The sequence below is a fragment of the Anaeromyxobacter diazotrophicus genome, from assembly GCF_013340205.1.
Lineage (GTDB): Bacteria > Myxococcota > Myxococcia > Myxococcales > Anaeromyxobacteraceae > Anaeromyxobacter_A > Anaeromyxobacter_A diazotrophicus.
Map to the genome: position 1 here is coordinate 401,354 of NZ_BJTG01000003.1, position 18,160 is coordinate 419,513.

The following is an 18,160-nucleotide window of genomic DNA, read 5'->3' on the forward strand; positions in this document are numbered from 1 at the left end:
GGGAGATGAGAACACGGTGCTGCGACTTCGCGGGGCGAGGGGATGAGATCAGGGTGCGGCTCCCCGGCTCGCGGCGCGAGGGGATGGGATCACCGAGCCGCCGGCCACCGCGCCGCGGCCATGAAGGATGAGTTCACGGCTCCCGCAGACTCGCCCGCGCCACCGTGTACAGCACGTCCCACGTGGCCGGCACGCCGCCGGCGCTCCCGTGGCGCGCCTCGTAATGCCTCGCCATCCGCGCGAGCGCCCCGCGCGCGGCGAGCCCCCCGCTGCGGTCCGGCGCGGCGTTGCCGGCGCCGATCCGCCGCAGCGCGCGCACGAGCTCCAGCGGGTCCGCGTGCCGCTCCACCCGCCGCTCCGAGGTGAGCACCTCCGGCACGAGGCCGGCCTCCTCGAGGGCGGCCGCCAGCTCGGCCTCGCCGTGGAACCGGTGAGTCCGGTCGGGCGCGCCGGCCGGCAGCGCCGCGCGCCAAGCCTCACGCAGCTCGTGCAGCGTCTCGCCGCCGAAGAAGGCCACCGCCACCGCGCCCCCCGGCGCGAGCACCCGCCGCATCTCCGCCAGCGCCGGCCCGAGCCGCGGGAGCCACTGCAGGGCCGAGCTGGAGAGGACCAGGTCGAACCGCCCGGCCCGGAACGGGAGCGCCTCGGCGTCGCCGGCCACCGCGGGCGCGCCGCGCTCCCGGGCGGCGAGCGCCATCCCGTGCGCCAGGTCCGTCGCCACGCCCAGCGCGCCCGGCGCGCGGGCCCGCAGCGCGGCCAGGAGCGCCCCCGTCCCGGCGCCGACGTCGAGGACGCGCCTCGGCGCCGGCGCGGCGCCGAGCGCCAGCGCGAGCAGCCGGGCGCGCACCTCCTCCTGCACCGGGGTGTGCGCGTCGTAGGCGCCGGCGGCGCGGCCGAAGGCGCGGCGCACCCGCAGCTTGTCCACCGCGTTCGCGGCGCCGGGCCGCGTCACGCGAGCTCCGCCAGGTGCCGCGCCAGGAGCTCCGCCACCAGCGCCGGCCGCGAGAGCTGCGGCGCGTGGCCGACGCCCGGCAGGAGCCAGCGGCGCGCGCCCGGGATCGCCTCGGCCGCGAAGGCGGAGGCGGCGGGGAGGCAGATGGGGTCGCGCTCGCCGTGGACGAGCAGCGCCGGGACGCGCACGCCGGCGAGCCGCGGGCGCTGGTCGGCGGCGAGGAGGTCGTCGAGCTCCTCCAGCGCGGTCGCGGGCGCGAAAGGCGCCGCCAGGACCGCCGCCGCCAGCGCCTCGCGCTCCGCGTCCGGCAGCTCGTCGGGCGCGAACATCCCGTCGAAGAAGCGGCGCAGCGCGGCGGCGGGGCGGTGGCGCACCCGGGCGGCCAGCGCCTGGACGCTCGTGGCCGGCGTGCCGTGCGGCCAGTCCTCGCGGGCCGCGAAGCAGGGGGTGGCGGAGAGGAGCGCCAGCCCGGCGACGCGGCCGCCGAGGGCGGGCAGCGCCTCGAGCGCCACCTGCGCTCCCATCGACCAGCCGACGAGGAGCGCACCCTCGAGGCCGCGAGCGTCGAAGAGCGCCACCAGGTCGCGCGCGTGGCCGGCGACGCCGTGGCCCGGCGGCGCCGGCGGCGCCTCGCCGTGGCCGCGCAGGTCGAGCGCGAGCACGCGCCCGGCGCGGGCGAGCGGCGCCACCAGTGGGTCGAGCGCCCGGGCCGAGAACGCCCACCCGTGCACGAGCACCACCGGGCGGCCAGTCCCCTCCTCGCGCCAGACGGCGGGCAGGGCGGCGGAGTCGGGGGAGGGCATGCGCGGGCGAGCCTAGCAGCGCCCCGGCCATCGTCAACCGTGCCGGGAGACGCGGTTGACAATGGGTGGTTCCCCAGCGGATTCGGTCGCCTCGGAGCCGAGCCGGAATGGCGCATTTTGCCGCGCCCCAAAAATCGACCGAACCGGGTCAGTACCCTCGCCCGGGGGGCCACACATCGGCTATCCTCCCGCGCCGATCAGCCGGCGGCGAGCGCCGCGGCGACGCGCGAGGCTTCCATGGTGAACGACTACCGCTACGACGATCGGACCGTGCTCGGGTTCATCCTGTCGTCGATGTTCTGGGGCGTGGTGGGCATCCTCATCGGCCTGCTCATCGCCACCCAGATGTTCGCGCCGGGGCTGAACTTCGCGCCCTACCTGACCTTCGGGCGGCTCAGGCCGGTGCACACGAACGGCCTCGCCTTCGGCCTGGGCGTCGGGGCCATCTTCGGCCTCAGCTACTACATCGTGATGCGGCTCTGCCGCCGGCCGCTCGTCTTCCCGCGGCTGGCGCGGCTGCAGCTGTGGCTCTTCAACCTGGGCATCGCCGCGGCGGCGGTGACGCTCATGATGGGCTACACGCAGTCGCTCGAGTACGCCGAGCTGGAGTGGCCCCTCGACATCGCCATCGTGGTGCTGTGGGTGATGTTCGCGGTGAACGTCTTCGCGACGGTGGTGAAGCGGCGCGAGGAGGAGATGTACGTCGCGCTCTGGTACGTGCTCGCGACCGTGCTCGCCATCGCGGTGCTCTACATCGTGAACAACCTGTCGATCCCGGCCGGCGCCTGGAAGAGCTACCACCTGTTCGCGGGCGTGAACTCCGCCAACGTCGAGTGGTGGTACGGGCACAACGCGGTGGGCTTCGTCTTCACGACGCCCATCCTGGCCATGTTCTACTACTTCCTCCCCAAGACCACCGGGCTCCCCATCTTCAGCCACCGGCTGTCGATCGTGGCCTTCTGGTCGCTCGTGTTCGGCTACCTGTGGACCGGCGCGCACCACCTCGTCTACACGCCGCTCCCCACCTGGCTGCAGACGCTCGGCATCTGCTTCACGCTCTTCCTCATCGCGCCGTCGTGGGGCTCGGTGGTGAACGGCTACTACACGGTCGGCCAGGACTGGGACCGGATGCGGACGAACTACCTGACCAAGTTCTTCGTCCTCGGCATCACCTTCTACGGCCTGCAGACGGTGCAGGGGCCGACGCAGTCGCTGCGCGCCGTGTCCCAGCTCATCCACTACACCGACTGGGTCCCGGGCCACGTGCACATGGGCACCATGGGATGGGTGACGATGACCATCGCCGCCTCGATCTACTACGTGGTGCCGAAGATCTACGGGACGGCGATCTACAGCGAGAAGCTCGCGAACGTGCACTTCTGGCTGGTGCTGGTCGGGCAGCTCATCTTCTCGGTGACGATGTGGATCACCGGCATCCAGCAGGGCGCGATGTGGAAGGCGATGGAGCACGGGAAGCTCAAGTACACCTTCGTCGAGGGGCTCGCCCGTAACTATCCGTACTACCACCTGCGCGCGCTGGGCGGGGTCGTGTTCACCGCCGGCATGCTGTGCTTCGTCTGGAACGTGCTCAAGACCATCCAGCAGGGCCGCGCCCTCGAGGCGTCCGCCGCCACCCCGGAGCCGAAGCCGCTGACGGCGGCGCAGGCGTAGGGAGGATCCCATGGCCGGAACCATCTACCGCAAGCCGATCCTGTTCTCGGTGGTGGCGCTCGTCGTCATCCTGGCGGGCACCGTCGCGACCATGTTCTACCCGATGCTCCGCAAGGACATGCACCCGCGGCTCGAGGCGCTGCGCGCCTACACGCCGCTCGAGCTGGCGGGCCGCGACGTCTACCAGCGCGAGGGGTGCATGGGCTGCCACACGCAGACCGTGCGGCCGCTCGCGAGCGAGGTGGCGCGCTACGGCGACTACTCGAAGGCGGGCGAGTTCGCCTACGACCGCCCGCACCTGTGGGGCTCGAAGCGGACCGGTCCGGACCTGGCGCGCGAGGGGGGCCTGCGGCCCGACGACTGGCACGTGCGCCACTTCCGCCACCCGCAGGCGCTGGTGCCGCGCTCGAACATGCCGGCCTACGCCTTCCTGGAGCAGGCGAAGCTCGACCCCGGGAGCGTGAAGGCGCACTACCGCGCGCTCGCGAGCCTGTACGCGCCGGCCGAGTTCGCGGCCCAGGACGGCGACTTCGCCGCGCTCGCGGACAAGACCGAGCTGGACGCGCTCGTCGCGTACATGCAGTGGCTCGGCCACGCCGTCCCGCGAGAGTGCCAGGTGGGCGACCTCGCCGCGGTGAACCCGCTCGCCGGCCGCCGCGAGGCGGTGCAGCGCGGCATGGCGGTGTACGCGAACAACTGCGCGCAGTGCCACGGCGACCACGGCGAGGGCATGGCGGGCGCGGTCCCGAGCCTCATCGACGAGGAGTTCCTGGCGCAGCAGGGCGACGTGCCCGACGGCACGTACTTCGGCCTCATCTCCTGCGGCAGCGACGCCAAGAAGAAGATCGGCCGCCCCGGCGATCCGGGCGGCGGCATGACCGCCTTCGGCGGGCAGCTCGCCGACGAGGACATCTGGTCCGTCATCAGCTTCATCCGCTCGCAGCAGGAGCACGAGCGCACCGAGTCGCACCACTGAGGAGCCGAGCCATGGCCAACCCGATCGAGCTGGACGACGGCGTGGAGCAGCTCCAGGCGAAGGAGACCGCGCACGCGGTGCCGGTGGGCATCTGGGCGCTCTTCGGCGGCCTCGTCGCCTGGGGCGTCTACTACTTCATCGCGTTCATCGGCTGGGACCAGACGGGCGAGCTGTCGGGGCAGTCCACCGCGCTCGGCACCAACGTCGCCCACACGGTCGCGTACACCGCCATCCCGGCGGCGGCCATCGTGGCGCTGGCGGTGGGGATGGCGCGCCGGAGCGCCCGCGGCAAGAGGAAGTAGATGAACACCGGCGAGCTCGGGTACCTGGCGTTCGGGGCGGCGCTGGTGGCGCTCTTCGGCGCCATCGTCCGCCACTACTACGCGCGGGGCCGGCGGGCGAAGGTGGAGCGCGCGAAGTACAAGATGCTCGATGAGGATTAGGTGGGATCGCCTGCGGACCTGGCGCCGCCTCGCCGAGGTGGTCCAGGCCGCGGCCGTGCTCGGCCTGCCGTTCGTGAGGATCCGGGGGGAGAGCGCGCTGCGCCTCGACGTCCCGAGCCTGACCCTGCTCGCCTTCGGCGCCCGGATCGGGCTCGACGAGCTCCTGGTGGTGCTGGCGGCCGCGCTGTTCCTGCTCTTCGGCTTCCTCCTCGCGACGCTGCTCTTCGGCCGCCTCTGGTGCGGCTGGGCCTGCCCGCAGACGGCGCTGCTCGACCTCACCGGGCTCCTCGACCGCGCCCGGCGGCGGGGCGGCTGGCGCGCCGTCGCGGCGCTCCTCGCCCTCGCCGCCGCGTCCGCGCTGGTGGGCGCGAACCTGCTCTGGTACTTCGTCCCGCCGGGCGACTTCCTGGCGCGGCTCGGCGCCTTCGCCCTGGGGCCGGTGCTCGGCCCGGCCTGGCTCGTGCTCTCCGGCGTCGTGTTCGCGGACCTCGCGCTCTGGCGGCACGGGTTCTGCGCCACCACCTGCCCCTACGCCAAGCTGCAGGGCGCGCTGCTCGACCGCCACTCGCTCGCCATCGCCTACGACCGCCGCCGCGCCGCCGACTGCGTGGACTGCGGGGCCTGCGTCCGCGTCTGCCCGGTCGGCATCGACATCCGCGACGGCCTCCAGGCGGCCTGCGTCGCGTGCGGGGCCTGCGTCGACGCCTGCGCCCCCATCATGAAGAAGCTCGGGCGCCCGGCGCGGCTCGTCGGGCACTTCTTCGGCGTGCCCGGGACCGGAGCCCGGCCCCTCCGCCCGGCGGCGGTCGCGCTCGGGGTGCTCACCGCCGGCGCCCTGGCCTTCACGGCGGCGGTGGCGGCCGAGCGGAGCCCGCTCGAGGTGACCGTCACGGGCGGCGGCGAGCGCGCGCCGCGCCGCGAGGCGACCGGCGAGCTGACGAGCGGCTTCACGCTGGCGCTCGAGAACCGGGGCCGCGCGCCGCTCGCGCTGCGGCTCGCCGCGACAGCGCCCGGCGTCGAGCTGGCGCTCCGGCCCGAGGCCGTGCAGCTCGCGCCGGGGGAGCACCAGCGGGTGCGGGTGCGGGTCGTCGCGCGCGGGCTCGGGCCCGAGGCGCGGCAGCTCCGCGCCGAGCTGTCGGTGTCGCCGGCGGTTGGGCCGGGCGGCGCGGAGGCGCACGCGCCGCCCGTCACCCGGGCGCTCCTCGTGGACGTCCCCGGGGCGCGGCGATGAGGGCGCTCCTGGCGGTGGGCGCGCTGGCCGCCCTGCTGGCGGTGGGGGCGGTGGTCGCGGCGATCGTCCTCGGCCACCGCACCGCCGAGCCGACGGTGGTGGCGGATCCCTACGAGGCGGGGCTGCACTACGACGAGGCGCACCACCAGCACGACGCCGCCGCGGTCGGCCCGCGCGCCGCCCCGCGCTGCGACCCCGCCCGCGCGCCCTGCGCGCAGCGGGTGGCCGGCGCGACGGTCGCGCTCGCCGTGGCCCCCGCCCCGGTCCTCATGAAGGACCTCGCCTTCACGGTGGAGGTGACGCCGCCTGCCGCCGCCGGCGCCGGCGCGGGGCGCCTCGCGCTCTCGATGCCGGGCATGTACATGGGCGAGCACCCGGTGGCGCTCGCGGCGGACGGGCCGGGCCGCTGGCGCGGGACCGGGGTGCTCGTGCGCTGCCCGAGCGGGCGGCGCGGCTGGGCGGCGGACGTGGAGGTCCCTTCCGCCGGCGGCGCGCCGCTGCGCGCCACCTTCACCTTCGAGGCGGCCGAGCGATGAGGGAGGCGCTCCTCCTCGCCGCCACCACCGGGCTCCTCGGCGGCCTCGGCCACTGCACCGCCATGTGCGGGCCGCTCGTCGCCTCGCTCGGCCTCGCCGCGCCGGAGGCCGGCCTGCGGCGCGCGCTCGCCGGCCAGGCGCTCTACCACGCGGGCCGCGTCACCACCTACGCGTGCATCGGCGCGGCCATGGGGCTCACCGGCTCCTTCGTCAACACCGCCGGCCGGCTGGCGGGGCTGCAGGACGCGGTGGCGGTCGGGGCGGGCCTCCTCATGGTGCTCATGGGGTTGGGGGCGGCCGGGGTCCTGCCAGCCGCCCGGCGCACCGAGGAGCGGCTCGCCGGGAAGGTGTTCCGGGCGGTGCGGGCGGTGGTGGAGGGCGGCGGGCCAGGCCGCACCTACGCGCTCGGCCTCACCCTGGGCTTCCTCCCCTGCGGCCTGTCGTACTCCGCGTTCGTGGGGGCCGCCGCCACCGGCGGGCTGCCGCAGGGGCTGCTCTTCGCGCTCGTCTTCGCGCTCGGGACGGTCCCGGCGCTCCTCGCCGTGGGCGGCGCGGCGGCGGCGCTCTCGCCCCGCCTGCGCGGGGCGCTGCGTCGGGCCGGCGGCGTCGCGGTGGCCGCGGCGGGCGTGCTCTTCGCGCTGCGCGGGCTCGGGATCCATGCTCCGCTGTGACCACTGCCTGCTCGCGTTCCCCGAGCGCGAGGCGGTGCGGGCGGAGGTGGGCGGCGCCGCGCGCGTGTTCTGCTGCACCGGCTGCCGCGGCGTGGCGGAGCTCATCGCCGCCGAGGGGCTGTCCGGGTTCTACGCCGGGCGGCGCTGGGACGAGCCGGGCCTCTTCGCCGATCCGGAGCGGCCGGTGGACGCGGGCGCGTTCCGCGACGCGGTCCGCCGGGCGGACGGGCTCGCCGAGCTCGACGTCTACATCGACGGCATCCGCTGCGCCTCCTGCGTGTGGCTCAACGAGCGGCTCCTCGCCAGGCTCCCCGGCGTCGCCTCGGCGCGGGTGAACTACGCCACCCACCGGGCGCGGGTGCGGTGGGATCCGGCGGTCGCCTCGCTGGAGGGGGTGCTGGGGCGGATCCGGGCCGCCGGCTACGAGCCCAAGCCCTACACCGAGAGCGAGCGGCAGCGGGCGCAGGACGCCGAGACGAAGGACCTGCTCATCCGGCTCGGCACCGCCTTCTTCCTCTCCACCCAGCTCATGATCTACGCGGCCGCCCTCTACGCCGGGTACTTCCAGGGGATGGAGCCCGGCCTGCGCCGGCTGATGGAGGTCATCGCCCTCGGCCTCACCCTGCCGGTGTTCCTCTACTCCGGGGCGCCCTTCCTGCGCTCCGCCTGGCGCGGCCTCCGCGCCGGCCGCTTCAACATGGACGTGCTCATCGCGCTCGGGTCGGGCGCGGCGCTCGCCTACAGCGTCTACCAGATGGCGCGCGGCGGGGAGGTGTACTTCGACACCGCCGCCATGATCGTCACGCTCGTGCTGGCGGGGCGGTACGTCGAGGCGCGGGCGCGCGGGCGCGCCTCGGAGGCGGTGGCCCGGCTGTCGCGGCTCCTGCCCCGGGAGGCGCGGCTGGCGGGGCGCGGGCTGGTCCCGCTCGCGGCGGTGGCGGTGGGCGACCTCGTCGAGGTGGTGCCGGGCGAGCGGGTGCCGCTCGACGGTCAGGTGGTGGAGGGGGCCTCGGAGGTGGACGAGGCGCTCCTCACCGGCGAGGCGCGCCCGGTCCCCAAGGCGCCCGGCGCCGCGGTCATCGGCGGCACGGTCAACCAGCACGGAGCGTTCACGTTCCGGGTCACGCGGGTCGGCGAGGACACCGTGCTGTCCGGGATCGCCAGGGCCGTGGAGTCGGCCCAGGCGGAGAAGCCGCGGCTGCAGGCGCTGGCCGACCGGGTGACGGGCTGGTTCGTCCCGGCGGTGCTGGTGCTGGCGGTGGCCACGGTGGCGCTGGACCTCGCGCGCGGCGGGCCGGCGCACCAGGCGCTCATGACCGGGGTCGCGGTGCTCGTCATCGCCTGCCCGTGCAGCCTCGGGCTCGCCACCCCCATCGCCGTGCTGCTCGCCAGCGGCGAGGCGAGCCGGCGGGGGCTCCTCGCGCGCAACGGCGACGTCCTGGAGCGCGCCGCCGGCGCCACCGTGGTCGTGCTCGACAAGACCGGCACGCTCACCCGCGGCCGGCCGGTGCTGCGCGAGGTGGTGCTCCTCGGCCGGAACCCGGCCGGCTCGCGCGACGCCCTGGTGCGGGTCGTCGCCGCCGTCGAGCGCCGCTCCGAGCACAGCCTCGGCCGCGCCGTGGTGGAGGCGGCCCGGGCGCTCCCGGGGCCGGAGCCGAAGGTGGAGGGCTTCCGCGCCGTCCCGGGGCGCGGGGTGGCGGGCGTGGTGGTGGACCCCGGCGCGGCGACCGGCGCGGGGCTCCGGGTCGAGGTCGGCAACCGCGCGTTCCTGAGCGAGGCCGGCGTCGCGCTGCCCGCGGAGGCGGACCGCGCGGCGGAGCCGCACGCCGCCGCCGGCGAGACGGTGCTGTGGGTCGCGGTGGACGGCGCCCTGGCCGCCCTGCTGGTCGTCTCCGACGTGCTGCGCGAGGAGGCGCCGGAGGCGCTGCGGGAGCTGCGCGCGCTCGGGCTCGAGATCGCCATCGTGAGCGGGGACGCCGCGGGGACGACGCGCGCGGTGGCGGCCCGGGCCGGGATCGACCGGGTCCTCGCCGAGGCGAGCCCGCTCGACAAGGAGCGGGAGCTGGCGCGCCTGCAGGCCGCGGGGGCCCGGGTCCTCATGGCCGGCGACGGCGTCAACGACGCGCCGGCGCTCACGCGCGCGGACGTCGGGGTGGCCATGGGCCGGGGCACCGACGTGACCCTGGAGAGCGCCGACGCGGTGCTGGTGCGGGACGACCTGCGGCTGCTCCCGGCGCTGGTGCGCCTCGGGCGCCGCACCACCCGCGTCATCCGCCAGAACGTGTTCTGGGCCTTCTTCTACAACGTGGTGGCGATCCCGCTCGCGATCGCGGGGACCCTCCACCCCATCGTGGCCGCCGCGGCGATGGCGGCCTCCTCGCTGTTCGTGGTGGGCAACTCGCTCAGGGTGCGGACGTGGACCTCGGCTTCCTAATCGGCCTCTCGCTCGCGCTCGGGCTGGCGGCCTGGCTCTTCTTCCTCTGGTCCGTGAAGAGCGGGCAGTACGAGGATCCCGAGGGGCCGAAGTACCGCATGCTGGAGGACGATCCCGAGGAGGCGCCGGGGCGGGCGAAGCAGGACGCCGAGTCCTCGGAGAGGGCTAGCGGACCGCCGCCGCGCGCTCGGCGCTGACGGCCGCGAGGGCGGCGCCGTCGAGCGCCTCGGCGCCGAGCGCGCGCGAGAGCTCCGAGGGCTCGAGCCGGGAGCCGTCGGCGAACGCGGCGGCGAGCACCCGGCCGGCCTCCGCCGACCGCCACCAGGCCGCACCGGCGCGCGCGGCCAGGTGCCGCTCGGCCTGGGCCGCCAGGAGGACCGCCCGCAGCGCGTCGGCGGACTCGAGCAGGGGGTCGCGTTCGGCCAGGAAGAGGTCGAGCTCGTCGGCCTCGACCGGCCTCGCCATCGCGCGCTCCAGCACGGCCCGGCCGGCCTCGCGCGCGCCGGCCGGGTCGCGCTGCCGGGCGAGCTCGCCGAGGAGCCGCGCCGCGAGCACGCGGGCCAGGTGCAGGCGGCGGGCGGCGGCGGCCCGCACGACCGGCGCGAGGTGGCCCGCGGCGACCCCGGTCCGCTCCGCCAGCCAGGCCGGGTCGCCGTGGAGCGCCTCGAACAGATACCCCCAGGCCTCGGCGGTGACGGAGCCGAGCCGCCGGAACTCCAGCACCGGCGACCGCACGCGGGCGTAGAACGTGGCCGCGCCCAGCTCGTGCAGCAGCGCGCGCAGCTCGCTCGCGCCGGCCGCCGGGGCGTACGAGACGCGCACGTCCGCGGGCACCTCCACCGGCAGCACCAGCGCCCGCGGGTCCTTGCCCGCGCGCGCCTCGGCGTCGACGATGAGCGCCGGTGGCCCCTCGGCGGCCAGCCCCGCCGACGCGAACGGCGCGGCGGCATCGGGGCCGAGCCGCGCGGCCGGGAAGGTGCGCCCGTCCTCGCCCGCCCGGAAGAGCCGCGGCAGGTCGCGCCCGCGGAGCTCGGCGAGGCTCTTGCCCATCTCCACCCGGCCGAGCGTGGCGAGGAGCGTCCGGTAGGTCCCGTCGGTGGTGGTGAGCACGTCCTCCGCCAGGGCGGCCAGCGCCTCCGCCGGCGCGCCGCGAAGGTCGGCCGCGAGCGCCAGCAAGGACCCGTAGCCGAGGCTCTTCGCCGCGTCCGCGAGCGCCTTCCAGCGCGCCTCGGCCCGGGGCGCCTCGCGCCGCTCCGCCGCGGCCCAGGCGTGCTCCAGGGCGGCGCGGCGGGCGGGGTCGGGCTCCGCGGCGAGCAGCGAGCGCACCCGGCTCGACGGGTAGGCCCGCCCGTCCCAGGTGACGACCGGCGCAGGCGCGGGCAGGTTCGCCGGCAGGGCGCGGGCGAGCTGTTCACCGAGCACGTAGGCGCGCAGGAGGGTCAGCGCGCGCCGCTCGTCGCCCTCGGCCGCCGCGCGCGCCTCCGCCAGGAAGCCGAGCGCGTCCGGCGCGAACAGGGCCGAGCAGCTCCCGGCGCTCGCGTCCAGCTCGGGGGTGCCGCCCTTCGTCCACGCGGCCCAGAGCGCCCGGGCCTGCGAGGTGAGGAGCGCGTCCACCTGGGAGCGGAGGAGCGCGAGCCGCTCGGCGCGGCTCGGCGGCTCCGGCGCGGCCGGAGCGTCGCCGCGCGGCGCCGGGGCGACCGGGCCGCCGGCGGGCGTCGCCGGCGCGGGCGCGTGCGCGCAGCCGGAGGCGAGGGCGAGCAGGGCGAGGGCGGCGGCGGCGCGGACGTGGGTCACGTGGGGCGCATGTTAGCCCATGGAAGGCGTCCAGCCGTTAAGCTCTCCCCCATGGATCGACGCGAGGTGGCGCGGGCGCGGGCGCGCATGCAGGCGGCGGTGCGCGAGTTCCTCACCCGGCGCGAGTTCGACGAGGTGGAGACCCCGTGCCTCGTGCCCGAGCCGGCCATGGAGCCGCACATCGACGCCTTCCGCGCGCCCTTCGTGCCGGAGGGGGGCGGCGCGGCGCGCCCGCTGTGGCTCCACTCGAGCCCCGAGTACGCGATGAAGCGGCTCCTGGCGGAGGGGTTCCCGCGCATCTTCCAGCTGGCGCGGGTCTTCCGGAACGGCGAGGTCTCGGACACGCACAACCCCGAGTTCACGCTGCTGGAGATGTACCGGGCGCACACGGACTACCGGGGCATCATGGAGGACCTTGAGGAGACGGTGGCGGCGTGCGCGCGCGCGGTGACCGGGGGGACGCGGATCTCCGTCGGGGGCCGCCCGCTGGAGCTCGCGCCGCCGTTCGAGCGCCTCACCGCCCAGGAGGCCTTCCAGACGCGCGCCGGCGTGGATCTCGCCGCGTGCGACGGCCGCGCGGACCGGCTCCGCGCGGCGCTCCGGGAGCGGGGCCTCGGGGTCGCCGGCGACGGAGACTCGTTCGACGACCTCTACTTCCGCGTCTTCCTCGAGGTCGTCGAGCCGACCCTCGGGCTCGGGCGGCCGACCTACCTCGTCGACTGGCCCGCGCCGATGGCGGCCCTCTCGCGGCTCAAGCCCGGCGATCCGCGCGTGGCGGAGCGCTTCGAGCTCTACGCCGGCGGCCTCGAGCTCGCGAACGGGTTCTCGGAGCTGACCGACGCGGCGGAGCAGCGCCGGCGGCTCATGGAGGAGCAGGGGCTGCGGGCGCGGCTCGGGCGCCCGGTGTACCCGCTCGACGAGCGGTTCCTGGCCGCGCTGCCGCGCATGCCGGAGGCCGGGGGGGTCGCGCTCGGCCTCGACCGGCTGCTCATGCTGCTCGTGGGCGCGCGGACGATCGACGAGGTGCTGCTCTTCCCGGCGCGGGAATTCCTCGCGCCGCGGTGAGCGCCGTCAGGGCAGCCGGACCACGAAGCACTTGAGGTAGTGCGTCTCCGGCACGCCCATGAGCACGGGGTGGTCGCGCCCGGCCCCGCGCTTCTCGAGGAGCTGCGCCGGGCGGCCGGCGTCGCGCGCGGCGTCGAGGACGACCTCCTCCAGCAGCGCCTCCGACATGTGGTAGCTGCACGAGGCCGTGACGAGGATCCCGCCGGGCTTCAGGATCTGCATCGCGCGGAGGTTGATCTCCTTGTAGCCGCGCCGGGCCGCCGGGAGCGCGTCCTTGTTCTTGGCGAACGCGGGCGGGTCGAGCACGACCAGGTCGTACTCCGGCTCGCGCTCCGAGGCGTCGCGCAGGAAGTCGAAGGCGTTGGCCTCGGCCACCTCCACGTTCTGGAGGCCGTTCAGGGCCACGTTGTCGCGGAGCTGCGCCGCCGCGGGCGCCTGCAGCTCGACGGCCGTGACGTGCTCGGCGCGGCCCGCGAGCTGCAGCGCGAAGGCCCCGGCGTAGCTGAAGCAGTCCAGGCACTTGCCGCGCGCGTAGGCGCCGGCCCGAAGGCGGTTCTCGCGCTGGTCGAGGAAGGCGCCGGTCTTCTGGCCCCCCAGCACGTCGAGGCGCATCCGCGCCGCGCCCTCGCGGTACTCGAGCGCCCCCGGCTCCTCGCCGCGCAGGACGCCCTTCACCTGCGGCAGCCCCTCGAGCTCCCGGACGCGGACGTCGTTGCGCTCGACGACCGAGCGGAGCCGCAGCCGGTCCCAGAGGAGATCGACCAGCAGCTGCTTGCGCGTCTCGGTGCCCGGCACCAGGGTCTGGAGCACCGCGACGTCGCCGAAGCGATCGATCACCAGCCCGGGGAGGAGGTCGGCCTCGCCGTGGACGAGGCGCACCGAGGGCTCGCCCGGGAAGGCCGCCTCGCGGAGCGCCACCGCGGAGGCGAGCCGCTCCGCGAAGAACTCCTCGTCGACCGGCACGTCCTCGCGGGTGAGGGTGCGGAGCGCGATCTTCGACCGCGCGGACCAGAAGGCCTTGCCGAGGAACCGGCCGCGGCCGTCCTTCATCGCGACCACTTCCCCCCCTCGCAGCCCGGCGGGCGCGCGATCGACGTCGCCCCGGTAGATCCAGGGGTGCCCGGCGGCGAGGCGATCGGCGCCGCGCCGGGTGATGGTGACGGTGGGTTCCATGGGAGCAGGGCCTGGGGGCGAAGGGTCGGAGACCTGCGGAACCTAGACCAGCGGCGCGCAGGCACGCAACCGACCCGTGCCCGGGGAGGCGGACGCCCGGGCGCCGGGAGGGGAGGCGGCGCGCGGCGAGCGGTCGTGTCGTCCCCCGGTGTGCGCGCCGGAGGAGGCACCCTAGATTTGCACCGCCGCCCACCCGACCCGGGAGAAGCGCATGCTCCACGCCTATCGAGCTCACTGGATCGCCCTGCTCGCGGTCACCGCCGGCGGGCTGGCCGTGATCGCCGCCTACGCGCCGCGGATCGAGGCGACCGCGCCGCCGATCCCGGAGCAGGTGGTCGGCCCGCGCGGCGAGGTGGTGCTCGACGGCGCGGCCATCCGGCGCGGGCAGAACGCCTGGCAGTCGATCGGCGGGGAGGAGGTGGGGTCGGTCTGGGGGCACGGCGCCTACGTCGCGCCCGACTGGAGCGCCGACTGGCTGCACCGCGAGAGCGTCTTCGTCCTCGACGGCTGGGCGCGGGCGGCGGGGGCGAAGAGCTACGAGGCGCTGGCGCCCGAGCGGCGCGCGGCGCTGCGCGAGCGCCTGCGGGAGCAGATGCGGACGAACACCTACGACGCGAGCACGGGGAAGGTGACGCTCGGCGCCGAGCGGGCGGAGGCCTTCTCCGCCAACGCCGCGCACTACGCGCGGGTGTTCCGCGACGGCCAGGACGCCTACGCGATCCCGCGGGGCGCCCTCTCGGACCCGGGCAAGCTGCGGGATCTCGCCGCGTTCTTCTGGTGGACGAGCTGGGCGGCGGGGACCCAGCGCCCGGGCGAGGAGGTGACCTACACCCAGAACTGGCCGCACGAGCCGCTCATCGGGAACCGGCCCACGGGCGAGGCGCTGGTGTGGAGCGTGGTGTCGTTCGTGCTGCTGCTGGCCGGGATCGGCGCGCTCGTCTGGTACCAGGGCGGGCGGGAGGAGCACGGCCAGCTGGCCAGCGCGCTGCCCGAGCGCGATCCGCTCTTCGGGCTCGAGCCGACGCCCTCGCAGCGCGCGACCGTGAAGTACTTCTGGGTGGTGGCGGCGCTGTTCGTGGTGCAGATCGCGCTCGGCGCGGTGACCGCCCACTACGGGGTGGAAGGGGCGGGGTTCTACGGCTTCCCGCTCGCGGACGTTCTCCCGTACTCGGTCGCGCGGACCTGGCACACCCAGCTCGGGATCTTCTGGATCGCGACCGCGTGGCTGGCGACGGGCCTCTACGTCGGCCCGGCCGTGAGCGGGTTCGAGCCCAAGGGGCAGCGCGCGCTGGTCAACGTGCTGTTCGCGTGCCTGCTCGTCATCGTCGTCGGATCGCTCGCGGGGGAGTGGCTCTCGGTGAAGCAGCGGCTCGGCGGCGACTCCTGGTACTGGTTCGGACACCAGGGCTACGAGTACGTGGACCTCGGCCGGTTCTGGCAGATCTTCCTCTTCGCGGGCCTGTTCATCTGGCTCTTCCTCATGGCGCGGGCGCTGTGGCCGGTGCTGCGGCGGGGCGCGGACTCGATGGACTCGGACCAGGCCGCCCCCGCCGCGGCGGTGGCCCGCGCGCCGCTGGGGCCCGGCGCCGACACCCGGCCGCTGCTCGGCCTCTTCCTCCTGTCGGCGGTCGCCATCGCGCTGTTCTACGGGGCCGGGCTCATGTACGGGCAGCACAGCCACCTGGCCATGGTCGAGTACTGGCGCTGGTGGGTGGTGCACCTGTGGGTCGAGGGGTTCTTCGAGGTCTTCGCGACGGTCGTGATCGCGTTCCTGTTCGTGCGGCTCAAGCTGCTCGAGGTGCACAAGGCCACCACCGCCGTCTTCTTCTCGACCGCCATCTTCCTCGCCGGCGGCATCATCGGGACCTTCCACCACCTGTACTTCTCCGGGACGCCCTCCGGCGTGCTGGCGCTGGGCGCCGTCTTCAGCGCGTTCGAGGTGGTCCCGCTCGTGCTGGTGGGCCTCGAGGTGTGGCAGAACGTGCGGCTGGCGCGCGCCAAGGACTGGCTGGCCGCATACCGCTGGCCCATCTACTACTTCGTCGCCGTCGCCTTCTGGAACCTGGTCGGCGCCGGGCTGTTCGGCTTCTTCATCAACCCGCCCATCGCGCTCTATTACATGCAGGGGCTCAACACGACCCCCGTGCACGGGCACACCGCGCTCTTCGGCGTGTACGGCATGCTCGGCATCGGGCTCATGCTCTTCTGCCTGCGCGCGCTGCGCCCCGGGGCGGCCTGGAAGAGCTGGCCGCTGGCGCTCTCGTTCTGGCTCATCAACGGCGGCCTGGCGCTGATGGTGCTGCTGTCGGTGCTGCCGGTCGGGCTCATGCAGGCGTGGGCCTCGGTCGAGGTCGGGACCTGGTGGGCGCGGTCGGCCGAGTTCATGAAGACCCCGCTCATGGACACGCTCCGCTGGCTGCGCGTGCCGGGCGACACGATCTTCGCGGTGGGCGCGCTCGTCCTCGGCTGGTTCGTGCTGGGCCTCGCCACCGGCTGGTCGCTGGAGCGCGGCGGGTCCGTCGAGGCCGGCTCGACCGAGGTGAAGCTCGGCGGTGGCTCGGTGCCGGGCGCGGCGCGCGCGGCGCCGGAGGACGGGCGCCGTTAGCGGCCCCGCAAAAGGAGCAGCCGGCGGACGCCCCGTCCGGGTATGATGCGCGCCGCGCCGCCCAGGCGAGCGCTGCGGCGACAGGCTCGCGCCGCACACCACGGGGAACCGCATGCGAAACCTCTCGAAGGCCCTCGTCGCGCTCGCGCTCGCGCTCGGCGCGGCAGGCGCGCAGGCCCAGGTGCAGTCGCCGACGTCCCACCGGCACGACGGCTTCTACCTAAGGCTCGACCTGGGCCTCGGCTACATGCACCAGAAGGAGCCTCAGACCGGCGGAGACCTCGAGATCTCCGGTGCGGCGGGCGAGTTCGGCGTGGCCGTCGGCGGGGCGCTCCAGGACAACCTCATCCTGGCCGGTCACCTGTTCGGCATGTCCATCAGCGACCCGAAGGTCTCGGTGGGCGGCGTCCAGCAGGCGTCCAGCCTGTCGAGCTCGACGCTCGTCGGGATCGGCCCCCAGCTCACCTACTACTTCATGCCGGCCAACGTGTACGTGTCCGGCACGCTCGCCTTGACCCGCCTCTCGACGCGCAACAGCGGCGTCGACGGCAACTCGGAGTGGGGCGGCGGGCTGCAGCTCGCGGTCGGCAAGGAGTGGTGGGTGAGCGACGACTGGGGCCTCGGCGTCGCGGCCCAGCTCTTCGGGTCGTCGAACAAGGACCAGGGCACGAACGCCCCGACCATCTCGACCTGGGGCGCCGCGGTCGCCTTCTCGGCCACCTACAACTAGCGCTCCTACTTCGCGCGCTCGTACTGGACCGGCCACGCCGGCTGCGCCCGCAGGCGCGGCGCGGCGTGGAGCGGCCAGTACGGGTCGCGCAGGAGCTCGCGGGCGAGCAGCACCAGATCGGCCTGACCGGTGCGCAGCACGTGCTCCGCCTGCTCCGGGGCGGTGATCATCCCGACCGCCCCGGTGGCCACGCCCGCCTCCCGCCGGATCTTCTCCGCGAACTGCGCCTGGTAGCCGGGGCCGGCCGGCACCTGGGCGGTCGCGACCAGGCCGCCGGAGGAGGTGTCGACGAGGTCCACCCCGAGCTCCTTCACGGCGCGCGCCAGGCCCACCGTCTCGTCGGGGCTCCAGCCGCCCTCGGCCCAGTCGGTGGCGGAGACGCGGAGGAGGAGCGGCAGCCGCTCCGGCCAGACCCGACGCACGGCGGTCACCAGCTCGCGGGTGAGGCGGGTCCGGTGCTCGAACGAGCCGCCCCACCGGTCCTCCCGCCGGTTCGAGAGCGGCGAGAGGAACTGGTGGGCCAGGTAGCCGTGCGCCGCGTGCAGCTCGAGGGCGCGGAACCCGGCCTCGCGCGCGCGGCGCGCGGCCGCCGCGAACGCCTCGACGACGCCGGCGATGCCCGCCTCGTCGAGCGCCCGCGGCACGGCGTACCCCGGCGCGAAGGGCAGCGCGCTCGGCGCGACCACCTCCCAGCCGCCCTGGCCCACCGGGAGCGGCGCGCCGCCCGCCTCCCAGGGCGGCCGCACGCTCGCCTTGCGCCCGGCGTGGGCGAGCTGCAGGCACGCCACCGCGCCGTGCTGCTCGACGAAGCGGACGATCCGGGCGAGCGGCGCGATCTGCTCGTCGTTCCACAGGCCCAGGTCGCCCGGCGAGATGCGCCCGCGCGCCTCGACCGCCGTCGCCTCGAAGATCACCAGCCCCGCGCCGCCGACGGCCCGGCTCCCCAGGTGGACGAGGTGCCAGTCGTTCGCCACGCCCTCCTGCGCCGAGTACTGGCACATGGGAGAGACTGCGATGCGGTTCCTGAGCGTGACGTCGCGGAGGGCGAGCGGGTCGAAGAGCATCCCCCGATCTGA

The 18,160-nt window shown here is 75.5% G+C and carries 17 protein-coding genes; 12 read left to right on the forward strand and 5 right to left on the reverse strand.

Annotated elements, in window-relative coordinates; genetic code table 11:
- Positions 1-133 precede the first annotated feature (133 nt).
- Entirely contained in the window at positions 134-952 is an 819-nt protein-coding gene (locus tag HWY08_RS07805; protein WP_176064285.1) for a methyltransferase domain-containing protein, read from the reverse strand.
- A complete protein-coding gene (locus tag HWY08_RS07810) occupies positions 949-1,755 on the reverse strand; it encodes an alpha/beta fold hydrolase (protein WP_176064286.1) in 807 nt (268 codons plus the stop codon). Before HWY08_RS07810 ends, HWY08_RS07805 begins: the two co-directional genes overlap by 4 nt.
- Before the next feature lie 237 nt (positions 1,756-1,992).
- Here HWY08_RS07810 and HWY08_RS07815 point away from each other — a divergent pair, with 237 nt between their 5' ends.
- The 9 genes from HWY08_RS07815 to ccoS are packed head-to-tail and all read left to right on the forward strand — an operon-like array spanning position 1,993 to position 9,914.
- Complete coding sequence (locus HWY08_RS07815; RefSeq protein ID WP_235969518.1) at positions 1,993-3,426, forward strand: cbb3-type cytochrome c oxidase subunit I; 1,434 nt, start codon at positions 1,993-1,995, stop codon at positions 3,424-3,426.
- Between the two features lie 10 nt (positions 3,427-3,436).
- The gene (locus HWY08_RS07820; protein ID WP_176064287.1) at positions 3,437-4,402 is read left to right on the forward strand and encodes a cbb3-type cytochrome c oxidase subunit II; all 966 of its coding nucleotides are present in this window, start codon (positions 3,437-3,439) and stop codon (positions 4,400-4,402) included.
- 11 nt (positions 4,403-4,413) lie between these two features.
- On the forward strand, positions 4,414-4,704 hold the full coding sequence (locus tag HWY08_RS07825) for a hypothetical protein (RefSeq protein ID WP_176064288.1): 291 nt from the start codon (positions 4,414-4,416) through the stop codon (positions 4,702-4,704).
- A complete protein-coding gene (locus tag HWY08_RS07830; RefSeq protein WP_176064289.1) occupies positions 4,705-4,845 on the forward strand; it encodes a CcoQ/FixQ family Cbb3-type cytochrome c oxidase assembly chaperone in 141 nt (46 codons plus the stop codon).
- On the forward strand, positions 4,835-6,076 hold the full coding sequence (locus tag HWY08_RS07835; protein ID WP_176064290.1) for a 4Fe-4S dicluster domain-containing protein: 1,242 nt from the start codon (positions 4,835-4,837) through the stop codon (positions 6,074-6,076). The genes HWY08_RS07830 and HWY08_RS07835 overlap by 11 nt, the downstream gene beginning before the upstream one ends.
- Positions 6,073-6,612 (forward strand): FixH family protein, encoded by a 540-nt coding sequence (locus HWY08_RS07840; RefSeq protein ID WP_176064291.1) that lies wholly within the window; start codon positions 6,073-6,075, stop codon positions 6,610-6,612. The genes HWY08_RS07835 and HWY08_RS07840 overlap by 4 nt, the downstream gene beginning before the upstream one ends.
- Positions 6,609-7,283 carry a sulfite exporter TauE/SafE family protein gene (locus HWY08_RS07845; RefSeq protein WP_176064292.1) on the forward strand — a complete coding sequence of 225 codons (675 nt, stop codon included), beginning with the start codon at positions 6,609-6,611 and terminating at the stop codon, positions 7,281-7,283. Before HWY08_RS07840 ends, HWY08_RS07845 begins: the two co-directional genes overlap by 4 nt.
- The gene (locus HWY08_RS07850) at positions 7,270-9,717 is read left to right on the forward strand and encodes a heavy metal translocating P-type ATPase (protein WP_176064293.1); all 2,448 of its coding nucleotides are present in this window, start codon (positions 7,270-7,272) and stop codon (positions 9,715-9,717) included. The genes HWY08_RS07845 and HWY08_RS07850 overlap by 14 nt, the downstream gene beginning before the upstream one ends.
- A complete protein-coding gene (gene ccoS, locus HWY08_RS07855) occupies positions 9,699-9,914 on the forward strand; it encodes a cbb3-type cytochrome oxidase assembly protein CcoS (protein WP_176064294.1) in 216 nt (71 codons plus the stop codon). The genes HWY08_RS07850 and ccoS overlap by 19 nt, the downstream gene beginning before the upstream one ends.
- Here ccoS and HWY08_RS07860 read toward each other — a convergent pair.
- Positions 9,883-11,511, reverse strand: coding sequence for a hypothetical protein (locus HWY08_RS07860; protein WP_176064295.1), 1,629 nt, complete (start codon positions 11,509-11,511; stop codon positions 9,883-9,885). The genes ccoS and HWY08_RS07860 overlap by 32 nt on opposite strands.
- Before the next feature lie 51 nt (positions 11,512-11,562).
- Between HWY08_RS07860 and epmA the strand changes: the two genes are divergently transcribed.
- Entirely contained in the window at positions 11,563-12,576 is a 1,014-nt protein-coding gene (gene epmA, locus HWY08_RS07865) for an EF-P lysine aminoacylase EpmA (RefSeq protein ID WP_176064296.1), read from the forward strand.
- Between the two features lie 6 nt (positions 12,577-12,582).
- Here the strand turns inward: epmA and HWY08_RS07870 are convergent, their stop codons facing one another.
- Entirely contained in the window at positions 12,583-13,749 is a 1,167-nt protein-coding gene (locus HWY08_RS07870) for a class I SAM-dependent rRNA methyltransferase (RefSeq protein ID WP_176064297.1), read from the reverse strand.
- A 211-nt stretch (positions 13,750-13,960) separates the two neighbouring features.
- Here HWY08_RS07870 and HWY08_RS07875 point away from each other — a divergent pair, with 211 nt between their 5' ends.
- On the forward strand, positions 13,961-16,354 hold the full coding sequence (locus HWY08_RS07875) for a nitric-oxide reductase large subunit (RefSeq protein ID WP_176064298.1): 2,394 nt from the start codon (positions 13,961-13,963) through the stop codon (positions 16,352-16,354).
- Positions 16,355-16,466: 112 nt separating this feature from the next.
- Complete coding sequence (locus tag HWY08_RS07880) at positions 16,467-17,084, forward strand: outer membrane beta-barrel protein (protein WP_176064299.1); 618 nt, start codon at positions 16,467-16,469, stop codon at positions 17,082-17,084.
- Between the two features lie 5 nt (positions 17,085-17,089).
- On the opposite strand, the gene HWY08_RS07885 is transcribed toward HWY08_RS07880, so the two are convergent.
- Positions 17,090-18,148 carry an NADH:flavin oxidoreductase/NADH oxidase gene (locus tag HWY08_RS07885; RefSeq protein ID WP_176064300.1) on the reverse strand — a complete coding sequence of 353 codons (1,059 nt, stop codon included), beginning with the start codon at positions 18,146-18,148 and terminating at the stop codon, positions 17,090-17,092.
- Positions 18,149-18,160 lie beyond the last annotated feature (12 nt).

What these genes read in the sequence shown, in the direction of transcription:
- HWY08_RS07810 (WP_176064286.1), bottom strand. Translation starts at nt 1,755, where the DNA reads ATGCCCTCCCCCGACTCCGCCGCCCTGCCCGCCGTCTGGCGCGAGGAG.
- HWY08_RS07815 (WP_235969518.1), top strand. Translation starts at nt 1,993, where the DNA reads ATGGTGAACGACTACCGCTACGACGATCGGACCGTGCTCGGGTTCATC.
- HWY08_RS07820 (WP_176064287.1), top strand. Translation starts at nt 3,437, where the DNA reads ATGGCCGGAACCATCTACCGCAAGCCGATCCTGTTCTCGGTGGTGGCG.
- HWY08_RS07825 (WP_176064288.1), top strand. Translation starts at nt 4,414, where the DNA reads ATGGCCAACCCGATCGAGCTGGACGACGGCGTGGAGCAGCTCCAGGCG.
- HWY08_RS07830 (WP_176064289.1), top strand. Translation starts at nt 4,705, where the DNA reads ATGAACACCGGCGAGCTCGGGTACCTGGCGTTCGGGGCGGCGCTGGTG.
- HWY08_RS07835 (WP_176064290.1), top strand. Translation starts at nt 4,835, where the DNA reads ATGAGGATTAGGTGGGATCGCCTGCGGACCTGGCGCCGCCTCGCCGAG.
- HWY08_RS07840 (WP_176064291.1), top strand. Translation starts at nt 6,073, where the DNA reads ATGAGGGCGCTCCTGGCGGTGGGCGCGCTGGCCGCCCTGCTGGCGGTG.
- HWY08_RS07845 (WP_176064292.1), top strand. Translation starts at nt 6,609, where the DNA reads ATGAGGGAGGCGCTCCTCCTCGCCGCCACCACCGGGCTCCTCGGCGGC.
- HWY08_RS07850 (WP_176064293.1), top strand. Translation starts at nt 7,270, where the DNA reads ATGCTCCGCTGTGACCACTGCCTGCTCGCGTTCCCCGAGCGCGAGGCG.
- epmA (WP_176064296.1), top strand. Translation starts at nt 11,563, where the DNA reads ATGGATCGACGCGAGGTGGCGCGGGCGCGGGCGCGCATGCAGGCGGCG.
- HWY08_RS07870 (WP_176064297.1), bottom strand. Translation starts at nt 13,749, where the DNA reads ATGGAACCCACCGTCACCATCACCCGGCGCGGCGCCGATCGCCTCGCC.
- HWY08_RS07875 (WP_176064298.1), top strand. Translation starts at nt 13,961, where the DNA reads ATGCTCCACGCCTATCGAGCTCACTGGATCGCCCTGCTCGCGGTCACC.
- HWY08_RS07880 (WP_176064299.1), top strand. Translation starts at nt 16,467, where the DNA reads ATGCGAAACCTCTCGAAGGCCCTCGTCGCGCTCGCGCTCGCGCTCGGC.
- HWY08_RS07885 (WP_176064300.1), bottom strand. Translation starts at nt 18,148, where the DNA reads ATGCTCTTCGACCCGCTCGCCCTCCGCGACGTCACGCTCAGGAACCGC.